At 35.8% G+C, this 22,822-nt stretch carries 18 protein-coding genes and 1 tRNA gene; 8 read left to right on the forward strand and 11 right to left on the reverse strand.

The genetic code is table 11. The annotated features are described in order from the left end of the window. Positions 1-80 precede the first annotated feature (80 nt). The 4 genes from C8C84_RS10860 to fahA form a co-directional block, all read right to left on the reverse strand. Positions 81-1,115 (reverse strand): hypothetical protein, encoded by a 1,035-nt coding sequence (locus C8C84_RS10860; RefSeq protein ID WP_121313665.1) that lies wholly within the window; start codon positions 1,113-1,115, stop codon positions 81-83. A gap of 4 nt (positions 1,116-1,119) precedes the next feature. After that, positions 1,120-3,144: a S41 family peptidase gene (locus C8C84_RS10865; RefSeq protein ID WP_121313666.1), complete on the reverse strand. Its 2,025-nt coding sequence runs from the start codon at positions 3,142-3,144 to the stop codon at positions 1,120-1,122. 5 nt (positions 3,145-3,149) lie between these two features. Further along, positions 3,150-4,232: a glycine cleavage system aminomethyltransferase GcvT gene (gene gcvT, locus C8C84_RS10870; RefSeq protein WP_121313667.1), complete on the reverse strand. Its 1,083-nt coding sequence runs from the start codon at positions 4,230-4,232 to the stop codon at positions 3,150-3,152. A 141-nt stretch (positions 4,233-4,373) separates the two neighbouring features. Further along, on the reverse strand, positions 4,374-5,657 hold the full coding sequence (fahA, locus tag C8C84_RS10875; protein WP_121313668.1) for a fumarylacetoacetase: 1,284 nt from the start codon (positions 5,655-5,657) through the stop codon (positions 4,374-4,376). Between the two features lie 109 nt (positions 5,658-5,766). On the opposite strand from fahA, the gene glyA reads away from it, so the two are divergent. The 4 genes from glyA (at position 5,767) to C8C84_RS10895 (ending at position 10,257) form a co-directional block, all read left to right on the forward strand. After that, complete coding sequence (gene glyA / locus C8C84_RS10880) at positions 5,767-7,041, forward strand: serine hydroxymethyltransferase (protein ID WP_121313669.1); 1,275 nt, start codon at positions 5,767-5,769, stop codon at positions 7,039-7,041. Between the two features lie 137 nt (positions 7,042-7,178). Beyond that, entirely contained in the window at positions 7,179-8,264 is a 1,086-nt protein-coding gene (locus tag C8C84_RS10885; RefSeq protein ID WP_233549779.1) for an efflux RND transporter periplasmic adaptor subunit, read from the forward strand. After that, positions 8,264-9,520 carry an FtsX-like permease family protein gene (locus C8C84_RS10890; protein ID WP_121313670.1) on the forward strand — a complete coding sequence of 419 codons (1,257 nt, stop codon included), beginning with the start codon at positions 8,264-8,266 and terminating at the stop codon, positions 9,518-9,520. Before C8C84_RS10885 ends, C8C84_RS10890 begins: the two co-directional genes overlap by 1 nt. Positions 9,521-9,582: 62 nt before the next feature. Next, entirely contained in the window at positions 9,583-10,257 is a 675-nt protein-coding gene (locus C8C84_RS10895) for an ABC transporter ATP-binding protein (RefSeq protein ID WP_121313671.1), read from the forward strand. On the opposite strand, the gene C8C84_RS10900 is transcribed toward C8C84_RS10895, so the two are convergent. Continuing rightward, positions 10,250-10,822: a pentapeptide repeat-containing protein gene (locus C8C84_RS10900; protein ID WP_121313672.1), complete on the reverse strand. Its 573-nt coding sequence runs from the start codon at positions 10,820-10,822 to the stop codon at positions 10,250-10,252. The two genes, C8C84_RS10895 and C8C84_RS10900, sit on opposite strands and share 8 nt — an antisense overlap. A gap of 147 nt (positions 10,823-10,969) precedes the next feature. Here C8C84_RS10900 and C8C84_RS10905 point away from each other — a divergent pair, with 147 nt between their 5' ends. The 4 genes from C8C84_RS10905 (at position 10,970) to C8C84_RS10920 (ending at position 14,287) form a co-directional block, all read left to right on the forward strand. After that, positions 10,970-12,013 carry a GMP reductase gene (locus tag C8C84_RS10905; RefSeq protein WP_121313673.1) on the forward strand — a complete coding sequence of 348 codons (1,044 nt, stop codon included), beginning with the start codon at positions 10,970-10,972 and terminating at the stop codon, positions 12,011-12,013. Between the two features lie 110 nt (positions 12,014-12,123). Then, positions 12,124-12,654, forward strand: a complete 531-nt coding sequence (locus tag C8C84_RS10910; RefSeq protein ID WP_121313674.1) for an NUDIX domain-containing protein — start codon at positions 12,124-12,126, stop codon at positions 12,652-12,654. A 62-nt stretch (positions 12,655-12,716) separates the two neighbouring features. Further along, positions 12,717-14,132 (forward strand): MATE family efflux transporter, encoded by a 1,416-nt coding sequence (locus tag C8C84_RS10915; RefSeq protein ID WP_121315045.1) that lies wholly within the window; start codon positions 12,717-12,719, stop codon positions 14,130-14,132. An 81-nt stretch (positions 14,133-14,213) separates the two neighbouring features. Next, positions 14,214-14,287: transfer RNA gene (locus C8C84_RS10920), tRNA-Arg, on the forward strand. Between the two features lie 238 nt (positions 14,288-14,525). Here the strand turns inward: C8C84_RS10920 and C8C84_RS10925 are convergent. The 6 genes from C8C84_RS10925 to C8C84_RS10950 all read right to left on the reverse strand — a co-directional run bounded on the left by C8C84_RS10925 (position 14,526) and on the right by C8C84_RS10950 (position 22,733). Further along, positions 14,526-14,666 (reverse strand): SsrA-binding protein, encoded by a 141-nt coding sequence (locus C8C84_RS10925; RefSeq protein WP_121313675.1) that lies wholly within the window; start codon positions 14,664-14,666, stop codon positions 14,526-14,528. Between the two features lie 70 nt (positions 14,667-14,736). Beyond that, positions 14,737-17,187: an outer membrane beta-barrel family protein gene (locus tag C8C84_RS10930; RefSeq protein WP_158592565.1), complete on the reverse strand. Its 2,451-nt coding sequence runs from the start codon at positions 17,185-17,187 to the stop codon at positions 14,737-14,739. A 189-nt stretch (positions 17,188-17,376) separates the two neighbouring features. Further along, positions 17,377-19,212, reverse strand: coding sequence for a M56 family metallopeptidase (locus C8C84_RS10935; protein WP_121313677.1), 1,836 nt, complete (start codon positions 19,210-19,212; stop codon positions 17,377-17,379). Positions 19,213-19,241: 29 nt separating this feature from the next. Next, entirely contained in the window at positions 19,242-21,002 is a 1,761-nt protein-coding gene (locus C8C84_RS10940; protein ID WP_121313678.1) for a M56 family metallopeptidase, read from the reverse strand. A 4-nt stretch (positions 21,003-21,006) separates the two neighbouring features. After that, positions 21,007-21,363, reverse strand: coding sequence for a BlaI/MecI/CopY family transcriptional regulator (locus C8C84_RS10945; protein WP_121313679.1), 357 nt, complete (start codon positions 21,361-21,363; stop codon positions 21,007-21,009). 137 nt (positions 21,364-21,500) lie between these two features. Then, positions 21,501-22,733: an MFS transporter gene (locus tag C8C84_RS10950; protein ID WP_121313680.1), complete on the reverse strand. Its 1,233-nt coding sequence runs from the start codon at positions 22,731-22,733 to the stop codon at positions 21,501-21,503. Positions 22,734-22,822: the final 89 nt, after the last annotated feature.

Raw genomic sequence — 22,822 nt, forward strand, 5'->3', positions numbered from 1 at the left:
CGTCACTTAGGTCATCTTGACCTCATGCGAGTGCAAAAATAACGGTTTATTCGGTTATTGCAAACAATAGAAACTACAAATTAACCTTGAGGAACATGACCTGAGATGAAATTGTCTCCGGTAGCATTCCAATTACTGATTATGGTGTTTTTCTCTTGTAAATTCGAGTTGCTGATTTTATTGTAATTGTCTATTTCCTTGTTGATTTGTTTGACCATCCCATTGTAATTCTCGATTTCTTCTTTGGTTCTGTCTTTGTCTGATTTGGATTCCAATGATTTTCTGGCAGAATCAAATTTTTCGTTGAACATCAAGAAATCTACAACTTTTGGAGAAAATTGTTGTGCTTCCTTTTTATAATAATCCAAAGCTTTTTTGGTGATTAAAACCATAGTGTTGTCGCCGTTATAGGGTTTGATAGCTTTTAGTTTTTCCAAACCTTCCTCGGCATACTGAATCAAAGCGCTGCTGTTTTGCTGAATAGCGCCTAGGTCTTTTTTTTCAATGGCTTGCGACAGATACAAATCGGTGATATTGGTTTTGAAGAAGATTAGGTACAATTGCGTGTGGTAATCAAAAACTTCACCTGAAATTTTCATCTTCTTACCCAATTCACTTACGTCTTCAGTTAGATTGATTTTGTATTTAGCGGCGAATGTTTTTTGCGCCAGACTGACTTTGTCATATTCGGCATCGATTTTCTTATTGACCAAATCTCGCGTCATGATAAAGGCTTCCATCAAGTCATAGGATTGCTCAGCTACTTCTTGCATGTTAATGATTTTGTCGTATTCTTCGTTGATGTTTTTCTCCGAAATATTTAAAAATTCAATGACTTGATTTCGGTATTCCACATCGCTTTGGTAACCGTCTTTTAGCGCACTGACTTTTTTGTTAGCGGTTTGAATACTTTTCACCAATAGTTTTCTGGTGTTGTCAATCCGACGCGCACTTTTAGAATGTGCAACGGCAGAAGTGTATTTCCACATGCTTTTAGAAATGTTCTCTTGTTCTTTGCCGATGTAGCTTAAATAGTCAACCGGTGATTTGAATTCTTGGGCTTTTAAATTTAAACTAATAAAAAACGTAATAGCTAATAGTAATTTGATTTTCATAAAGTTAAGGTTTTATGTTTTTAACATCATTTAGTATGTTTACGGCTTCCAAAATATGATAGTTATGTTTGATGTCTTTGATTCTTTCAGTATTAAAACTCTTTAAGTACTCATCAAATTGTTGGTTTTCTAAGTCAATGGAATTTTGTTCAACGGTTATAGGCAATTCTTTTTCGCCGGTCAATTTGATGGTTTTCCAAAGTTTGTTTATGCTGTTGACGTCATCAAAAACGGTGTCAAATTGCAACAAAATAGGTGGCAAATCATTATCGTATAACGGATTGATTTTGGCGTTTAAGGCTTCAATTTCTTTAGCGGTTTGGCTTTGTTCAATGCGTTTTTTACTCAAGGCAATCAGTTCGTCTTTGATTTCATTACTCAATCGATTGTACTTGACGATAACGCTGATTTCATCATTGGGTAAAGCAGTTTTATTGCTGTCTTCTCGTGGCATTTGCTTGTCAAACAACAACGGAATTTCAATATCGGGAATGATTCCAGAATATTGGTTGCTTTTTCCGGTGATGCGATAGAATTTTTCCAAGGTCAATTTTAAAAACTCTTGATTGTCATCATCTAAAGGAAATATTCTTTGCATAGAAGCTTTTCCTAAAGTACGATTGCCAACCAATAGCGCGCGATTGTAATCTTGCATAGCATTGGCAAAAAACTCACTGGCAGAAGCCGAAAATCCGTTAACCATGACTACAATTGGTCCGTCATAAATAGTGCCGCGGCGCATGTCTTTCAGGATTTCCTTTTTGTTTTTATTGTTGTTCATCACTGCTAATGGTCCGAAATCAATAAACAATCCCGACAATTTAATCGCTTCTTCCATTGAACCGCCGCCATTGTTTTCTACATCGATGATAATACCGTCGATATTGTCTTCTTGAAGTTTGTACACTTCTTTGGCAACATCATTGCTCGCACTCGATTTTCCGTTTTCGAAAGTAGCATAGAAACTCGGAATTCGGATGTAGCCAATGGTCGCATTTTCTGCCTTTATTTTGAAACTGAAGACATTGTTTTGGTAATCCTTCATTATCTTTTTGTTCAAGCGAACACTGTACACTTCGCCACTTTTTTTTCTAAAAGTAAAATCGGCAGTTTTGTATTCGTTTGACGTAATAATTTCATCAATTTTTTTCATTGATGAGCAGGCAATCTCGTATTCGTCGTTTTTGTGTTTGACTTTTAATAATTGATCGCCTTTATCAATTTTCTCCGAAAAATAGGCCGAACTTCCCGGTAAAACTTCGTCAACAGTCATTTCGTCCTTTTCGGTCATAGAAATGTATAAACCAAAAGTCAAATTGTCTGAACTTACCGTGGAATAAAAAGACGATTTATCGCTTTGGGAGAAATAATCAGTATGTGGGTCAAAATAGGAGCAAAAAACGGTAAAGAAAGCCGAATTAAACTCTTCTTTGGTGAGTTCGTAGCTTCTGATTTTGCATTCGTTTTTGTCTAAAACCTTCGCTTTACTGATGGCGGCTAATGTTTCAAAGTTGGCTTTTAGCGAATCTTTATTGGTACTTAATTCCGCTACATCACGAAGCGTATTGAACAAAATTCTTTTTTTGTACAGATGCTTTAATTCTGCTTCGTCTTTGGCATAAGGAAAAGCATCTTTGGAGAATTGGACTTTTTCTGTGCTACTTAAAGGAAAAGGTTCATTCTTGACACTTTCCAATAATGTTTTATACCGTGTAACGGTTTTAGTATAAGCCGTGTAGAAATCATCTAAAAAACTGCAATCTTTTTCTTTGAGATAATCGTCAATTGTAAGCTCGTGTTTTTGTAGTGCTTTGATTTCGGGCTCTATAAATAGTCGGTTTTCCTCATCTAACCGACTTAGAAATGTTTTAAAAACATAAACCGATAAACTGTCGTCTATCGGTTTAGTGCTATAATGGTATTCTTGAATGAGTGCATTGATTCTTGATAAGGTTTCGCAAGGATTTTTTTCTCTTTGACCAAAAAGAAAAAGAGGAAAAAGCCCTAAGCATAATAAGAATCGGTTCACCTTAATTATTTTTTGTAAAAGGGCAATTTGGCCACTTTCGCTTTTACTTTATTGTTTCTGATTTGGATATAAATCTCGCTGTCAACCGCTGCAAATTCAGTTTTAACATAACCCATTCCAATTCCTTTACCTAAAGATGGTGCCATAGTTCCCGAAGTTACTATTCCAATATTATTTCCGTCAGCATCAACGATTTCGTAGTCATGACGCGGAATGCCTCTTTCGATTAATTCGAAACCAATTAATTTGCGGGTAACACCGGCTTCTTTTTGTTTTAAAAGGTTTTCTGAATTGGTAAAGGTTTTGGTGAATTTGGTAATCCAACCCAAACCGGCTTCTAAAGGAGAAGTCGTATCATTGATATCATTTCCGTACAAACAGAATCCCATTTCCAAACGCAAAGTATCACGAGCTGCTAAACCAATTGGCTTGATGCCAAAAGCAGCACCGGCTTCGAATACTTTGTTCCAAACTTGTTCCGCATCAGCATTTTTGCAATAAATTTCAAATCCGCCTGAACCGGTATAACCAGTTGCAGAAATGATTACGTCGGAAACTCCGGCAAAATCAGCTACTTTAAAATGATAATATTTGATTTCAGATAAGTTGATAGAAGTCAAGGATTGCATCGCTTCCACGGCTTTTGGTCCTTGTATCGCTAACAATGAATAGTCTTCTGAAATATTTCTCATGTCAACACCTAAATCATTGTGAGTTGAAATCCAATTCCAGTCTTTGTCGATATTTGAGGCATTGACTACCAATAGATATTGGTCTTCTTTCATTCGGTAAACGATTAAATCATCTACAATTCCGCCGTCATTATTAGGCAAACAAGAATATTGCGCACGCCCGATTTCGAGAACCGAAGCGTCATTAGAAGTTACTTTTTGAATTAGTGCCAGCGCGTTTTCGCCTGAAAGCAAAAACTCACCCATGTGTGAAACGTCAAAAACGCCCACGCCATTTCTTACGATTTCATGTTCGGCATTTACACCTTCATATTGTACGGGCATGTTGTAACCCGCAAATGGTACCATTTTGGCTCCTAAATTTTCATGAATGTGTGATAAAGCAGTGTTTTTCATTTTAGATTAAATTGTATTGTTGTTTGTGTTTTATTCCGCTACGCTCCATACAATTGCTTCGCCAGTTCAGCTAAAGCTTCGAGTCGGCTGCGCGTCGGGTGTTTGTCATCCTGTCCCGATAACTATCGGGATGTCGAAGGATTATTTTCTAACGAATGGCGGTAATAGTTTTGTAGAAACTTCACCAAAACCAATTCGAATCGTACTGTTTTGGCAATACCCTTTCATAGTCACGGTATCATTATCGTTGATAAATTTACGTTCGGTACCGTCATTCATTATGATAGGATTTTTTCCGCCCCAAGTTAATTCGAGCATAGAGCCAAAACTATCCGGTGTTGGACCCGAAATTGTTCCAGAACCCATCATATCACCTGAATTTACGCGACAACCGTTAGACGTGTGATGTGCCAATTGCTGTGACATGGACCAATACATATACTTGAAATTGGATTTAGAAACCAAACTTGGTTCTACATTTTCAGGTTCAATATAAACTTCCAAATTAATATCGAACGCATTTTTTCCTTTTTGTTGCAAATAGGGAAGCGGCATTGGTTCTTGATTTGGTCCTTTACATCTGAATGGTTCCAAAGCATCCATGGTTACAATCCATGGTGAAATTGACGAGGCAAAGTTTTTGGCTAAAAATGGTCCAAGTGGTACATATTCCCATTTTTGAATATCACGAGCGCTCCAATCGTTTAGTAAAACCATCCCGAAAATATAATCTTCGGCTTCCGTAACAGGAATATTTTCTCCCATGATGTTGGCATCAGTAGTGATAAAAGCCGTTTCTAATTCGAAATCTACTAATCTTGACGAACCGAAAACAGGCGAAGTTTCGCCATTAGGTAAAGTTTGTCCCATTGGTCGGTGAATCGGAATTCCGGATGGAATAATCGTAGAACTTCTTCCATGATAACCTACCGGAATATGCAGCCAGTTGGGCAATAAAGCATTTGCAGGATCACGGAACATTTTGCCAACGTTAGTAGCGTGTTCTTTACTGGAATAAAAATCGGTGTAATCGCCAATTAAAACCGGAAGTTGCATTTCAACATCTTCCATTTTGAAAATCACGATTTCTTTGTGTTCTTCGTTGTCTCTTAGTTTTGGATTATTGCTGTCGAAAATATCGCCAATTCGGTTTCTAACCAAACGCCATGTTTTTTTGCCGTCGGAAATAAAATCGTTTAGCGTGTCTTGCATAAACATATCATCAGTCAAATCGATGCCTTCAAAATAATTAAGTTGTTGTAAAGCACCCAAATCGATAGCGTAATCACCAATTCTGGTTCCAATAGTGATAACATCTTCTTTCGTTAAGAATACACCAAAAGGAATGTTTTGAATTGGGAAGTCACTGTTTTCAGGGACTGTAAGCCAAGATTTGCGGATGGGATTGTTAGTAGTAATGGGCATGATTGTGTTGATTTAGTTGTTGAAAAATTAGCAATCAAATATATCATTAACTATTAATTTAACAAACGATTTTCGTAATTTTGACCTCAATTTAACGAAATAATTTCAAATGCAACGCGACGAACAAATTTTTGACTTAATTCTTGAAGAACAAGAAAGACAAATTCACGGAATTGAACTTATTGCCTCTGAGAACTTTGTGAGTGATCAGGTAATGGAAGCAGCAGGTTCTGTATTGACAAATAAGTATGCTGAAGGCTATCCAGGTAAAAGATATTACGGTGGCTGCGAAGTAGTAGATGTGATTGAACAAATCGCCATCGATAGAGCAAAAGCTTTATTTGGTGCCGACTATGTAAACGTACAACCACACTCTGGTTCACAAGCCAATACCGCTGTTTTTGCAGCTTGTTTAAAACCGGGAGATAAAATCTTAGGATTCGATTTGTCTCACGGTGGACACTTAACACATGGTTCTCCTGTGAATTTTTCAGGAAAATTGTACTCGCCAAGTTTTTATGGTGTTGAACAAGAAACCGGAATGTTGAATTATGACAAAATCCAAGAAATTGCGACCAAAGAGCAACCTAAAATGATTATTGCCGGAGCTTCTGCGTATTCTCGTGATATGGATTTTAAACGTTTCAGAGAAATTGCGGATAGCGTTGGTGCTTTATTATTAGCCGATATTTCACATCCAGCCGGTTTAATTGCCAAAGGATTAATGAATGACCCAATTCCACATTGTCATATAGTTACCACAACCACTCACAAAACATTGCGCGGACCAAGAGGCGGAATGATTATGATGGGGAAAGATTTTCCAAATCCATGGGGTTTAACTACGCCAAAAGGTGAAGTCAGAATGATGTCACACGTTTTAGATATGTCGGTTTTTCCTGGAAATCAAGGCGGTCCATTGGAACATATTATTGCGGCGAAAGCTGTAGCTTTTGGTGAAGCTCTATCAGATGAGTTCTTCGCTTATGCGATGCAAGTACAGAAAAATGCCAAAGCGATGGCGGAAGCATTCGTTAAAAGAGGTTACCACTTAATCTCAGGCGGAACAGACAATCACATGATGCTGATTGACTTAAGAAACAAAAATATTTCAGGAAAAGATGCCGAAATTGCTTTAGGTAAAGCCGAAATCACGGTGAATAAGAACATGGTGCCGTTTGATGATAAATCACCTTTTGTGACTTCGGGAATTCGCGTTGGAACACCAGCGATTACAACTCGTGGTTTAGTAGAAAACGATATGGAAACCATAGTGGATTTAATCGATAGAGTGTTGATGAATTCGACCAATGAAGAATTATTGGCCGAAATCGGAGATGAAGTAAATGACATGATGAGTGAAAGAGCGATTTTTGTTTATTAATCACTTCAAATATTGATAAAATCAAACCTTCAAGAGTTCGCTTTTGGAGGTTTTTTTATGATAAATGTTAGGCTTTGAACGGGCCAATTGTTGTAAATTTGAAAGACAAAATTCACAAATACCAAAATTTAATGAAATTGCTGAAAGTTCTCTGTTTATCTTCTTTCTTCATATTTGTTTCATGTTCCAAAAAGGACGATGGTCAAATTCAGCCGACAAAAGGCAACATAACCGAAAGCGTTTATGCATCCGGAGTTGTAAAGTCTGAAAATCAATATACAGTTTATTCAACTGTTAGTGGTGTGTTGCAAAAAATCAATGTTACGGCCGGACAAACCATTGGAAAAGGGCAATCTTTGTTTCAAATTGAAAGCGATAAAGCCGCATTAAATACGGAGAATGCCCGATTGGCTTACCAATTGAGTAATGAAAACAACCGCTACATTCAGGATAAAATTGCTGAAATGGAAACCAAAGTTCAAGCTGCCAAAGACAAACTCGCTTTAGATTTGTCTATCTACAACCGAAATAAAAATATCAAGCAATACAATGTCATATCGGAAGTGGATTATGAGCGTGTAGAATTGGCTTATAAAAACTCAAAATCCAATTACGAAGCCGCAGTAAAGCAATTATCTCAACTAAAATCTCAATTAAAAAATGAGCAAAGCAGAAACAATATCAATCTTAAAATCAATGAAAAATCTCAAAGCGACTTTATTGTAAAGAGTGCCATAACTGGAGAATTATTTGATGTTTTGGTAAAAGAAGGTACTTTGATTAATCCGCAAACACCGTTGGCTATAATTGGAGAAAAAAATACCTACTTACTCGAATTGGATGTTGATGAGAATGACATGGTTCGTGTAAAATTGGGACAAAAATTAGCCGTAACCATGGACAGTTACAAAGGCAAAGCTTTTGAAGCTATAGTTGATAAAATTTATCCGATTATGGACGAGCGTTCTCGAACCTTTAAAATAGAAGCCCATTTTACTGATCCACCGGTAAAATTGTATCCTAATCTTACGGCAGAAGCCAATATTATTATTCAGACCAAACAAGAGGCTTTAACCATTCCCAAAAGTTATTTGGTAGATAATGAATACGTATTGGTCAATGGTGATGAAAAACGCAAAGTAAAAATTGGATTGAGCGATTATCAGAACGTGGAAATTTTGGACGGATTAACACCAACAGAAACCATCTATAAACCTAAGTAGTGAATTTTAAACTCATTTTAAATATTGCATTTCACTTACTTCGAGCAAGACTTAAACAAACGATTGTCGCCGCTGTAGGAGTAACTTTTGGGATAGCCATGTTCATTTCTCTAGTGAGTTTTATGAATGGTTTGAATGATTTACTAGACGGATTGATGCTCAACAGAACGCCACATGTTCGTTTATATAACGAGATTAAACCTTCTGAAAATCAACCGATAATGTTATCTGAAAAATATAAAAATGACATTAATTTCATTTCTTCCATAAAGCCAAAAGACAGAGGAAAATCAATATACAATAGCAAAGCTATTATTCATTATTTAAAACAAGACCATCGCATTATTGATGTAGCGCCAAAAATAACTACACCTGTTTTTTTTAATTCGGGTACTATAGAAATATCAGGCGTAATTAACGGAATTGATGTTCTTGCAGAAGAAAAATTATTCACACTCAGCGATTATATTATTGAAGGAACAATAGCCGATTTAGATCAAAACAACAGTATAATTATTGGTAAAGGATTAGCCGACAAAATGCTCTTGGTTCAGGGCGATATCATAAAAATCACTACTGCCAAAGGAAATCTAGCATCGTTAAAAATTGTAGGTATATCCCAAATAGGAATTGCTGAAATAGATGATGTTAGTAGTTATACTTCTTTGGCAACAGCCCAAAAATTATTAGGAGAAGCCACTAACTATATCACAGACATACAAATAAAATTACACGATATTACTTCCGCGCCTACAGTAGCAATGGAATTCCATAATAAATTTGATCTAGATGCTATTGACTACCAAACGGCCAATTCACAGTTTGAAACAGGAAGTTCCATTAGAAGTATTATATCTTATGCCGTTGGAATAGTATTACTGATTGTCGCTGGATTTGGAATCTACAATATCTTGAACATGATGATTTTTGAGAAAATGGACAGTATTGCGATTCTGAAAGCAACAGGATTTTCCGGTAATGATGTCAAATGGATTTTTATTTCGCTTTCAATGATTATTGGTTTAACCGGTGGCGTTTTCGGACTGATTTTTGGTTTTGGGTTTACTAAAATTATTGACAATATTCCGTTCAACACAGCGGCACTTCCAACCATTTCTACTTATCCAATTAATTATAATCCAATGTTTTATATCATAGGAATTGCATTTGCTTTAATCACCACTTTTATTGCCGGTTTGTTTCCGGCGCTGAAAGCCAGTAAAATTGATCCGGTGGAAATTATTAGAGGAAAATGATTATAGCCACGAAAGCACAAGTTTAAAATAATATTTGTGGCTAAAATTTATACAAATGTAAGATGAGCAATAAAGTACTCGAAACTAAAGGCTTGACCAAATACTTTTACGACCCGATTCAATTTCAGGTGTTGAAAGCAATCGACATGAGCATCAATCACGGAGAATTTGTTTCAATTGTTGGGAAATCGGGCTGTGGAAAATCGACTTTACTGTATTTACTTTCTACTATGGATACTGATTATGAAGGGCAATTGTTTATCAATGAAGAATTGATTACGGGTAAATCGGATAAATCATTGGCTCAACTCAGGAATGAAAAAATTGGCTTTGTGTTTCAGTTTCACTATTTACTTTCGGAATACAATGTCCTGAAGAATGTGATGTTGCCCGGAATGAAACTCAATAAATTTTCCGAAGAAGAAATTGAGTACAACGCTATGGAACATCTGAAAACATTGGACATGCACGAGCAAGCTTTAAAAATGCCCAACCAATTAAGCGGTGGACAAAAACAACGTGTGGCTATTGCCCGAGCCTTAATCAACAATCCCTTAATCATTATGGGTGATGAACCTACGGGAAATCTCGACAAGAAAAACAGCGATATCGTTTTTGATATTTTCAATCATTTGACCAAAGACCACAACCAAACTTTATTAGTCGTAACTCATGACAATGATTTTGCAAGCCGAACTCAACGGACAATCACGATGGAAGACGGAAAGATTATTTAACTATTATATCGTATTTCTGCAACAATCCTTTCAATCCATCAGTGGAAAAAACCGCTTTCTTGATTTTATTCTTTTCCGGGTCAAAAGCATAATCGTAGCTTGTTGAAAAATCGGCTTTGTTGGCTATAGTGTCAATAAAAACAGCTCGTCGTAAGTTGCAATTGTCAAATAAAACTTCGGTTAAATCACTCGCCATAAAATCGACGGCAATCATACTGCAGTTGATGAATTGCATTTTTTTCATCTTTAATGCGTAAAATTGGGCATAATCCAACAAACAATCTTTGAAGTGAAACTCAAAAATTACTTGGTCGGTCATGGCAAAATTGACGTTGGTGAAATTACATTTGGTAAACCAAACCCCGCGCAGTGAAACATAGTTGATTTTGGTGTCTTTAAAATTGCAATCAAAAAAATTACAATCCACAAAAGTCACGGTTTGAAAAGTACAATCGGTGAAATCGATGTTGTAAAACGTACAGTTTTCAAACTCCTTGAATTTGGTATTAACGTCATTAAAAATTTCGTCTCTGAATTCTTGGTCTGCGATATAATCTGAATGCATAAGGGATTTATTGGTGCGTAAAACTACTAAAATAAATCGCAATGCCTTGCTAACAATTGTTGATAAATTTTAACGGTAAAAAACTTTTTTTTTCAATTACCAAAGGTGGAAAAGCAATACATTTGATTGTAATGAAATTTTTGACTTATGAGAATTGAAACCGACCTGAAACTGGGCTTTAAAGATGTAATGATACGACCAAAACGTTCGACTTTAAACAGTAGAGCGCAAGTGTCTTTGGAAAGAGAATTTAAGTTTTTGCATAGTACGCATTTATGGACAGGTGTTCCAATTATGGCTGCCAATATGGATACAGTTGGCACCTTCGAAATGGCATTGGCTTTAGCCAAAGAAAAATTGTTTACGGCGATACACAAACATTATACAGTAGCACAATGGAATGATTTTATAAAAAATGCACCCAGCGAAATTGCAGATTATATTGCCGTTAGTACCGGAACCGGTAAAAGCGATTTCAAAAAGATAAACGAAATATTCACTCAAAATCCACAATTAAAATTCCTTTGTATTGATGTAGCCAATGGTTATTCAGAACATTTTGTGGAATTCTTGCGTCAAGCGCGAAAACAATTCCCGGATAAAGTGATTATCGCCGGAAATGTTGTCACAGGTGAAATGGTCGAAGAATTGTTATTAGAAGGTGCTGATATTATCAAAGTTGGGATTGGTCCGGGTTCGGTTTGTACGACCAGAGTCAAAACCGGTGTTGGTTATCCGCAATTGTCTGCTATTATTGAATGTGCCGATGCGGCTCACGGTTTAGGCGGACATATCATCAGCGATGGTGGTTGTGCGATTCCGGGCGATGTGGCGAAAGCTTTTGGCGCAGGTTCCGATTTTGTAATGCTCGGCGGAATGTTGGCCGGACATACTGAAAGTGGTGGAAAACTCATTGAAATCAATGGTGAAAAGTTCAAACAATTTTATGGTATGAGTTCAGAAACTGCAATGAAAAAACACGTTGGTGGCGTTGCCGAATACCGTGCAAGTGAAGGCAAAACGGTGCAAGTTCCGTTCAAAGGTGATGTGATTGATACTTTGCATGATATTTTGGGCGGCATTCGTAGTACTTGTACTTATGTTGGCGCTTCAAAATTGAAAGAATTGACCAAAAGAACTACATTCATCAGAGTAACAGAACAAGAAAATACCGTTTTTGGAAAATTGTAATTAAACACAGATTTCACAAATTAGCACAAATCAGTTCGTCCAATATTTATTATAATCTGTGAAATCTGTGTTCTATAACGCTATCAATCCTTTCTAATCAGAGTGTTAATATGACAAACGAAATTAATTTTTTCAACTACTGTCCGAATTGCTCCAGTCAAAGCTTTACTTATCAAAACAACTTCAAATTCAACTGCCATACTTGTGATTTTGTATTGTATCACAACATAGCAGCAGCGGTTGCGATTGTTTTTACTTATGAAGACAAAGTTTTGTTTACCGTAAGAAATGTTGATCCCGACAAAGGCAAACTCGATTTACCCGGTGGATTTATTGATCCCGGAGAAACGGCTGAGGAAGCAGCTTGTAGAGAAATCAGAGAAGAAATTGGTTTGTATATTTCTACGACGGAATTAAAATATGTTACAACTTCACCCAATAATTATTTGTATAAAAAGGTAGCTTACCGAACCATGGATATTTTTTATGAATGTTCATTGGATTCAGAAGAGATGGAAATTACTGCCAAAGATGAAATTCAAGACCTGATTTGGATTAAAAGAAGCGAAATCGATTTGAATAAAATTGGGTTTATTTCCATCAAAAAGGTAATCGAAAAATATTATATTTTGGAAAAGTAATTTTGTAAATTGTGTTTGCATTTCCTAAAATAGCTATTTTTGAAATCAATAATTATTTTCAAATGTCATCCAAACCAAACAAAATCACCACACTTTTTCGGCTAATTAAGCAATCGCTTAAGGGAGAAGAACACGATTATACGCAAGGCAATGTAAAAACAGCCATTCTTTTATTGTCCATTCCAATGATTTTGGAATTAAGTCTGGAATCGGTTTTTGCCGTAGTGGACATTTATTTTGTTGGGCATTTGCCTAATGCTGATATTGCTGTGGCGACAGTTGGCTTAACCGAAGCTGTGATTTCTTTGGTTTACACACTCGGAATTGGCTTGAGCGTCGGTGCAACAGCGATTGTAGCTCGACGTGTTGGCGAAAAAGATTTAATTGAAGCTTCCAAATCAGGAGCGCAAGCCATTACGGTTTCTTTGATAGTAGCTATTTTGGTGGCTATTTTGGGCGTTACTTTTGCGGCTGATATTTTGGCTTTAATGGGTGCAAAACCTGAAGTAATAAAGGAAGGAACCACTTTTGCCCAAATCATTTTTGCGAGCAGTCCGGCAATTATTTTATTGTTTTTGATTAATGGAATATTCCGTGGCGCCGGTGATGCTGCGATGGCGATGCGAAGTCTTTGGTTGGCGAGTATTATTAATATTATTTTGTGTCCGCTATTAATTTACGGTTACGGACCGTTTCCTGAATTGGGTTTAACAGGCGCAGCGATTGCAACCGCTATAGGAAGAACGACGGGTGTTTTGTATCAATGTTATCATTTGTTTCTTAAAAGTAGATCGATTAAAATATACAAGACTTATTTTAAACCTAATTTAGAGATTGTCAAATCCTTGCTGAATATATCAACACCGGCCATGTTTCAGTTTTTTATCCAAAGCGGCAGTTGGATTGTGCTGACGTATATTGTTTCTGTAACCGGAAGTACGGATGCAAGTGCCGGTTATCAGATTGCGATTAGAAATGTGGTATTCTTTATTTTACCGGCTTGGGGATTGAGTAACGCGGCTGCGACTTTAGTGGGACAGAATTTAGGTGCGAAGCAACCGGAACGTGCACAACAAAGCGTATTGCTAACGACCAAATACAATATTATTTTTATGAGTTTCGTGACTTTAATCTTTGTTTGCTTCTCAGAATTCATCATTAGTTTTTATACCGAGGACAAAGTAATTTTGGCTTATGGCAGTCAGGCGCTACGAATCATCGGATTGGGTTATGTTTTTTACGGTATCGGAATGGTGATGATACAAGCGCTGAATGGAGCAGGCGATACCAAAACACCAACTTGGATTAACATCGTTTGTTTTTGGATGATTCAAATTCCATTGGCTTGGTTTCTTGCGGTTTATCTAGATTTTGGTCCGCTTGGTGCTTTTATAGCGATTCCATCGGCTGAAACGGTTTTGGCTTTGTTGGCTTTTTATTATTTCAAGAAAGGGAAGTGGAAGACGGTACAAGTTTAATGTTTACTCGTTTTTTTTAGGTTTTAAATCAAATTTGATTTGCAAGTTTATCAAATATAACTATATTTGCACCCACAAAAAGGCCTCGTGGCGCAACTGAATAGCGCATCTGATTACGGCTCAGAAGGTTACTGGTTTGAATCCAGTCGAGGTCACTTAAGAATGAAAAGCTCACACAAAAGTGTGAGCTTTTTTTGTGTTTAGAAAAAACTAAAAGTTTGGTTTTAAAGGATTTTGTAGACACAAAAGAAGCATTTCAATTTTTTAGTGGAATGCTTTTCATTTCCACTACGGAATTTGTTCTGGATATTTAATCCAATTGTGGTCACTGAAAAGCAAAAAGTCTACATGAGAATGTAGACTTTTCTTTTTTTATAAAATACTGTAATCAGTTTATTCCAATGCTTTACAAGTAACATAATACCGCCAAGCAATAATAGCCATTTGCCATTTTTTGGCTTTCGCCAAATCTAAGCCGCGCTTAGTAAAGCTTGGTAAAAGAAGTTTGTTGAGTTGGGCCAGAATTTTGTACATCTTATTTTCTTTAGTGTCAAAGATAAAAAAAACCGTCAAATGACGGTTTAATTGTAAATATACCAAGAAACTAGCTTTTTACCCTGTTCTTTTCACTTTCGGCACCATTGGCATCATATTGCTTTTTAGGAGCGAATGATTTTCCAAAGCTATAGGTAAAAGTCAAGGCGACAAATCGGCTATCGAGTTTGTTTCTCCAATTGGCTTCAGTATTTTGGAGGTTTCTGATAATTCCGTTATTTAAATTGGAATAAAAAATATCATTACCCGATAGTTTAATGGTGGCTTTGTCTTGGAGAATTTTTTTCTGCACACCAATATTAATACTTGATCTGGATAATATGACAAACTGTGCCGAAATAATATCGGTGTGATAGTTTCCGCTCAATTCGGCTGACCATCCTTTTTGGAATTTAAAACTGTTATTGATGTTAATGCTCCAAAACGTTCCTGACGATTCTAAATCTTCCGTATATAATTTGCTTTTGTAACGAGTATGGGTTACTTCATTGTAAATATTAGTTGACCACCATTTGTTTAATTCAAGTTGCAAACTGGCGTTAAGACTGAAAAATTCACTTTTACCAATATTTCCGGGACGACTGTAATAAATGCCGTCATTGATTTCGATGGTTTCATTGATGTCATCTGTGGAAGCGCCATAACTCAAAGTGGTTGAGAAAATGCTTTTGTAGCGATATGAAAGTTCATAATTATTGGCAAATGATGGATTCAAGAAAGGATTACCCGAATAAAAGGTAAATCGGTCTAACGGACTTACAAATGGATTCAAGTCTTGAAAATAAGGTCGGTTAATTCTTCTGCCATAATTGATAACCAAAGAATTATCGCCAATAGAATCCAATTTATATTGTACATATACCGTCGGAAAAAGATTGGTGTAGTTTCTTTTGAATTTAGAAGCCGGTTGTTCGATATTGCCCAATTGATTTCCTTTCGATTCAGTATTTTCAACACGCAAACCGGTTTGGAAACTAAAGCGTTTGTAATTGGTACTGAAATTGACATAGGCCGCATTAATAATCTCATCATATTTGAAATGATTGCTAGTAGCGTAATTCGGGATTTCTTCGTTATTGATAACATCCCGATAATCGGCTATATTATCGGTTTTGGTATAGCTGACTTTGTATCCGGCTTCAAAAGTACTACCGTTTTTCATGGGTAATGTATAATCCGATTTTAAGGAATAAATGTCAATGTCCGAAGGCAAATCGCCTTTTAATTCATCCTGACTTGAAAGTGTATTGTCGGGTTGATAGATGTAATTGTTGAACGTTTGTTTGACAGCAGTATCATATTTTAAATAATCGACATCAACGGTTAAACGTTGCCCAAGACTGTCTAATTCATGGCGAAAATTTAGAGTAATGCCACCATTTTTGAATTTTTGTTTTTGTTTGTTGTAAGCAATGATGGAAGAATCTAAAACCGAATTGGCATCCGTAATTTCACTACGTACATCTGAATTTTGATTGTTATTTCTCAAGATACCACTCAATCCAAGTCCAATCGTAGTTTTGTCTGAAAGATAATAATCCAAACCGATTCGGGCATTCTTAGATTGTACTTTAGTGTCAATAAAACTATTTTGGTAAAACAAACTGGTAGCATTTCCTGAATTGTCCTTGAATTTTCTGAAAATAAATAAATCGTTAATTGGATTTTGTTCTGCAAAGCCAATATTTCCAAAAAGCCTAATTTTATTGTTCATATAATTGAAATTCAACCCTTGACGATTGCCACTTCTTTTTCCTTGAGAAACTCTCGAAGTGAGATTACCGTTGAAACCTTTGGTTTTTGATCTTTTGGAAACGATATTGATAATTCCTGCACCGCCGGCAGCGTCATATTTTGCCGGTGGATTGGTCATCAATTCAATTTTGTCAAGTGTGCTTGCCGGTAATGATTTTAAATAGGCTTCGAGTTCGGCTCCGGATAAATAAGTGGGTTTATCATCGATAAAAACCTGAACTCCCGATTTTCCTTTGAAAGTAATCGTACCGTTTTGGTCAACTGAAATTCCGGGAGATTTTTCTAAAATATCCATTGCATCGCCTCCGGCAGCGGTTATAAAAGCGTCTACATTTACAACTGTTCGGTCTATTTTGTTTTCTACAAAAGGTTTCTTCTTGGTGATTACTACTTCATCTAATTTGTTGAGATCATTGGTGGTTAACGAAATAGGAGGTAAGTTCCGATTAGGATTAGCAGCGTTAAGACTAATTATCTCGCTTTGGTATCTTTTAAAACCAATGTCTTCAACCAGCAGTTTATAATCGTTTTCGTTTAGATTAGAAAAAGAAAAATTACCGTCATTGTCACTGATTTCAATTTTGACAATCGAATTGTCTTTGGCTTGAAGAAGCGTAATTTGAATTCCTATTCCCGGTTTTTGATCTTTGTCAATTAATTTTCCGGTGATGCTAAAGTTGGTTTGCGCGTTGAGGATTCCGCTAAGGAAAAGGAACGCAACTAAGGCTTTGATTTGATTTTTCATTTTTTTGATTTTGATTGATGACATAAAAAAAACCGCAAACGCGGTTTCTTTATACTTTTTTGGATTTGTCGTAGAACCTTTTTTTTTGTTTCACTATTTCGTCAAATTATTGAGCCTTTTTTTATTTGCTCATCCAAAGTGCTATTGCCATAGAAACTGAAGTTATAAAAGTCATCATAATAAAGTGCTTTATTTGGTTCTTTTAAGATCTTCTCTGGCTTTATCCAGTTCAGCTTTGGCTTTTTGCATATCTTCTCTAGCCTTAATCATTTCGGCTCTGGCTTGTTCCATTTCGGCTTTGGCTTTAGCCATATCCGGTTTGGCCATTTCGGCTTCTCTCTTGGCACGTTCCATTTGGGGTTTAACCCTTTCCATTTCTTCTCTTACGCGTTCCATTTGTTGGCGTATCATTTCTTTGTTTTTACGCATTTGCACTTTAACATTAGCCATAGCTTCTGCTGTTAATTTACTGACATCTTTTCCATTGATGATAACTTTGCTTTCGCCAATATCATCATCACTGTCAACAGTTATGCTGTATTGTCCTTTGGCTCCGGCATCATGTAATGCTTTTTCAATTTCGGCTTCATCAGACAATACTTTACCGTTAACAATAACCATTGGTTTTTTATCGCCTCCTTTTTTGATTATGATTTTTGAGTTTTCTTTATTCCAACCCATTCCTTCCGGAGCTTCCGGAAATTCAGGCGCTTCCGGTGCTTCAGGCATTTCGAAATCAAAGTCAAAATTAAAGGCTTCCATTGTTTGTAAACTATCAAGAGCATCAAGTGCTTCTCTAGGAACAACATTTACATCCGGAACATTAGCATATACTTTGAAATTTTTAGGCTTACCAAATCCTATGGTTTTATTATTCTTAAAAAAATGAATAGGAGCGATAGGTTCTTTAGTATCTACGTGTGAAACACCTTTATTGCCATTTTTGTCTTTGTACTCTACTTTGATACCGGTGATTTCTCCCTTGGCATTTCGTTTAACTTTTGAGCATTTTAAAGTAATGCCATGTTCTTCTTTTAATCTTTTGGCTTCTCTTTTTAGGTCATCTTCAGAAGAATTTTTGTCGATAACCAAACGAACTTCTTCTCGGTGTTGCAGTGATTGGGCAATTTCTGCAGCAGCTTCTTTTTCTTGTGCGATGGTTTTAATTTGGAATAAAAACACAAAACCTATTAAGGCCGGAATTATTAAAGTGTATTTCCATGAATTTCTTTTTTGGGATTGATTGGTGTTTAACATAACGATTCGTTTTTTGATTAATGATTGATAAAAATTATTGGTGATTGATAAACAATTTTGATGAGAAATTGCTTTTAAAAGTGCTCTTTGATACACTTTTGGGTCTTGTAATTGTTGTACTGCTTTTTGATCAGCGATGTATTCTAAGTTTTGAATTATGGCTTTTTTATACAGCCAAATAAACGGATTGAACCAAAAGAGAATGCAAAATATTTTGGCCACCATCACATCAAAGGAATGCTTTTCTTGGCTATGAACTTTTTCGTGTAAAAGGATGCTTTGCAACTCTTCTTCGGTATACAAAGATGAATTGAAAACAATGTAATTAAAGAACGAAAAAGGTGCAATGTCATGATTCAAGTCGACTAGCGTAAATTGTTCATTTTTAATTTTTTGCTGTTGGTAAAGCATTTGAAAGAGAGACATGAAATTGATCACGATTTTGATTAGTAAAAGTAAAGCAATTAGGAAGTAACTAACCCAAACAAACTGCATCCAATCAAATGCTTCAACAGCGGTAACTTGTTGTGCCGGAGGATTTACATTGGCGTAAGCCACTAAATCTTCAAGGTTGACTTTTGGTCTTTCAACATAGACAATTTTCTTAATGGAAAACAATGGTAATAGGAGTGAAGTGAACAATCCTGTGATCAAAAAACAACGGTTACTGTTGAAGAATGTTTCTTTGCGTACTAAAAAATGATACGCCAAATAAAACATAGCCATCAGTCCGCTAGATTTTAAAAGATAAATGAATAATGTTTCCATAAGATATTTTTTAAAGAATTTATGCCTTACTACTTGGTAGTGATAATCATTTTATAAATCGGTGTTCCTTTAACTTCTGAATCATTTTCATTAAATACTTTGATGCTTTTTATTTTTGAAATATCCATGCTTTCTAATAGGAGTCTTGGATTTTTTTGTGGAACACCATTGAAAATTAAAACAGGTGAATTGTCTGTGAATTGCACAGCAGGATGTCCGGGAACTTTTATATTGACACGGTCAAATAACACTACTTCATCTCCGTTTTCTAAAGTAAAAATACTTGAGGCATTTGGTTCAGGTGTTTCTTGTCTTGTGGTCCAATTGGTGGTAATTACAATGACTTCTTTTTTGTCTTTAGCATTGTATTTTTCCAGTGATTTTATGTCTTTTAAGATTTCGATTTTTTCCAAGCCTTTTGGATCTAGTTCATTCAAATCTTCCTTGGTATATCTTTGTCCGTCAACATAAATTAACGCATCATCTTTGATCGATTCTATGGTAGTTATCTTGCTTTCATTAACAGGATCTGTAGGTTTAACCACAAATTCAGGGTTGTCATAAAAACCGATAACATTTTTTTCGTCTTTTTTGCTAATCTTAAAAAAAATAGGTCTGATTGGAATGTCTCTAATTTGTTCGGTTTTACCTTTGTTTCCTTTGTTGTCGTCATAAGACAATTTGATAGCGATGATTTCACCTTTACCGTTTCGCTTAATATTGGAAACTTTTAAATCAATATTGAATTTCGATTTAATTTCTAAAGCATTTTCTTTGAATTCTTTGTCAGAGGAAATTTTGTCAAAAACGTACGCACCTTCAATTGGATCGCCAACATTTTCGTTTATCACTGCAATAGGTGTATTGGCAGCATTGTTAAAATTGGTTGTTTTGGAAACCTTATTTCGGGCTTCAGTCTTGATTTGGAATAAAAAAACAAAGGCAATTAGAGACGGAATTACAACGGCGTATTTCCATAAGTTTCTTTTGTGAGATTGGTTTTGGTTTAGCATAATGATACGTTTTTTGATTAATGATTGATAAAAATGATTGGTAAGCGAAAAGCAGTTTTTAGAAGCGGTTACTTTCAAAAGTGCTTTTTGGTAGGATGTTTTGTCATCTAGGTGAAGCGTGGCTTCATTATCAGCAATGTATTCCAGATTTTGAACAATTGATTTTTTGTACAACCATATAAATGGATTGAACCAAAATACTATGCAAAACAATTTGGCTATAAGTAAGTCAAAGGAATGTTTTTGTTGGCTGTGAATTTTTTCGTGCTGTAAAATGTTTTCCAGTTCATTTTGGGTGTATAAATTGGAATTATAAACTATGTAATTAAAGAATGAAAATGGAGCAATATCAACTCTTAAATCGATTAGTGAATAGTTCTCACATTTCACAACTTTTTGGTTTCGAAGTAATTTCGATAATGATATTAAATCAATTATAGCTTTAGCTAATAATACCAAACCTATTAATAAATAAGCTATAGCGGCAATTTTAAAATAATCTAAAGGCTCACTTTGCACATTGATTGGCGTAACGATAACCGGTGCTGATACATCCGCTATTGCTGCCAATTCCTCTAAAGGTAATGGTGTACGCTCCACATAGATAATTTTTGTAAAAGAAAGCATTGGCAATAAGAGTGACGTGAATAATCCTGCTATTAAAAACCAACGATTACTGCTGAAAAAAGTTTCTTTGCGCACCAAAAAATAGTAAGCCAAATAAAATACAGCAATTAATCCGCTTGATTTTAAAAGATAAATGAGTAGCGTTTCCATTAGATTATTTTTTTTCTATAATGGCTAAAATCTCTCTTAATTCTTCTGCTGAAATCTTTTCTTCTTCAGCAAAAAAGGAAACCAAATTTTTATACGAACTGTTGAAATAATTGTCAATTGCCGTATTCATAAAGCGTTTTCTATAGTCTTCCATTTTAACAATTGGGAAGTATTGGTGTGTATTTCCAAAAGCATTGTGACCAACAAACCCTTTTTCTTCCAAGTTTCTGATAATAGTGGAAAGTGTGTTGTAATGGGGTTGCTCTTCAGTGATTTCGGCTAAAACTTCTTTGACGAAAGCTTTTTTAAGCTTCCATAAGATTTGCATAATCTCTTCTTCCTTATTCGTTAACTTTTGCATGATTATAGTGTTTAAATCTGTTTGTCTAAATTGACAAAACAAACGTATAACTATTTTTCTAGTTACGCAACTATATTTATAGTTATTTAACTAAATTTTAAGTAATAAATAAAGTGATGTAAATATAAAATGCTGTATTATATGGCTTTACGTTCCGCTTGAATGAGTTTGAAAACCCAATAACCACAAATGCATCCTATGAGCCCAAGTAATCCCATATACAGCCAATTCATTTGGTAACCATCTTTTTTATAATATTCTATGATTTCCATACCAACTTTGGCACTAAGAATATGCGCCAAGCTAAAACTCATGGTGTAAATTGCCATATAACGACCTTCGTGGCCTTTTGGTGCTCGACTCAAAGCCACAGAATTCGAAAAAGGAAAAGCAAACATTTCGGCAAAAGTCATAAATACCATCATAGTGGTCAAAATGCCAACCCAAGTGTTAAATAACATCAGAAACATACTGATAGCCATTAAAAAACAACCAAAAGCAACCACTTTTACTTTATTGATTTTCTTTCTTTCAACATAACTTACTATGGGCATTTCGCAGAAGAAAACCAAAACACCATTCATGGTGAGTAACAATCCGGTTTGGAATTCAGATAAATTAAATTGTTCTCTATGGTATAAAGGAATGGTAGTAAAGACTTGAAAAAACAAGATACCCGAAACCAAACATGTAAACAAAAAGAGCCAAAACGGTTTGTCTCTAAAAACCGAATGGGTCAAGACTTCGCCCGGATGTTCTTTATCGGTGAACGGCGATTTTTTCTTTTCTTTTACTTTGAGCCAAAAGATAAGAATCGCTACTATACAAGTAATACCATCTGCCCAAAACAAGCCACGATAGCCAATATTCATAATAATTAATCCGCCCATCGCCGGTCCGGCCGCGAAACCAAGATTGATGGCCAGTCGAACTAAGGTTAGTGCTCGCGTTCTGTTTTCGGGTTTGGCATAAGCGCCAATCGACACAAACATGGCCGGTCGATACATATCGGCAACCGTCATAATGGCAAACATACTAATGCAAAGACCAATGAAACTGGTAATGTATTGAATGACAAAGAACATTAAGCCACTGGTTAGTAAGCTGAAAATCATTATTTTGTAAAAACCAATTTTGTCTGAAAGTTTTCCGCCAAGCCAAGAACCTAACATGGAACCTACGCCAAAACAAACCATAATCCAACCAACTTGGCCATAGCTAAAACCGAGATCTTCTTTCAAATATTTAGAAAGAAAAGGCAATACCATCGTTCCGGCTCGATTGATAAAAGTAATAATGGTTAGTATCCAAATTTCTCTAGAAAAGCCTTTAAAGTTATCGATATAGCGTTGGAAAGCCGATTTAAGCATGATGGATGATTTTCTCCGCTGCGCTCCAAACAAGTCGGCAATGCCTCGGGTGATGATGTAAAGTTACAAAGAACCTAGAGTTCCTGAGT

It is taken from the genome of Flavobacterium sp. 102 (assembly GCF_003634615.1).
GTDB lineage: Bacteria > Bacteroidota > Bacteroidia > Flavobacteriales > Flavobacteriaceae > Flavobacterium.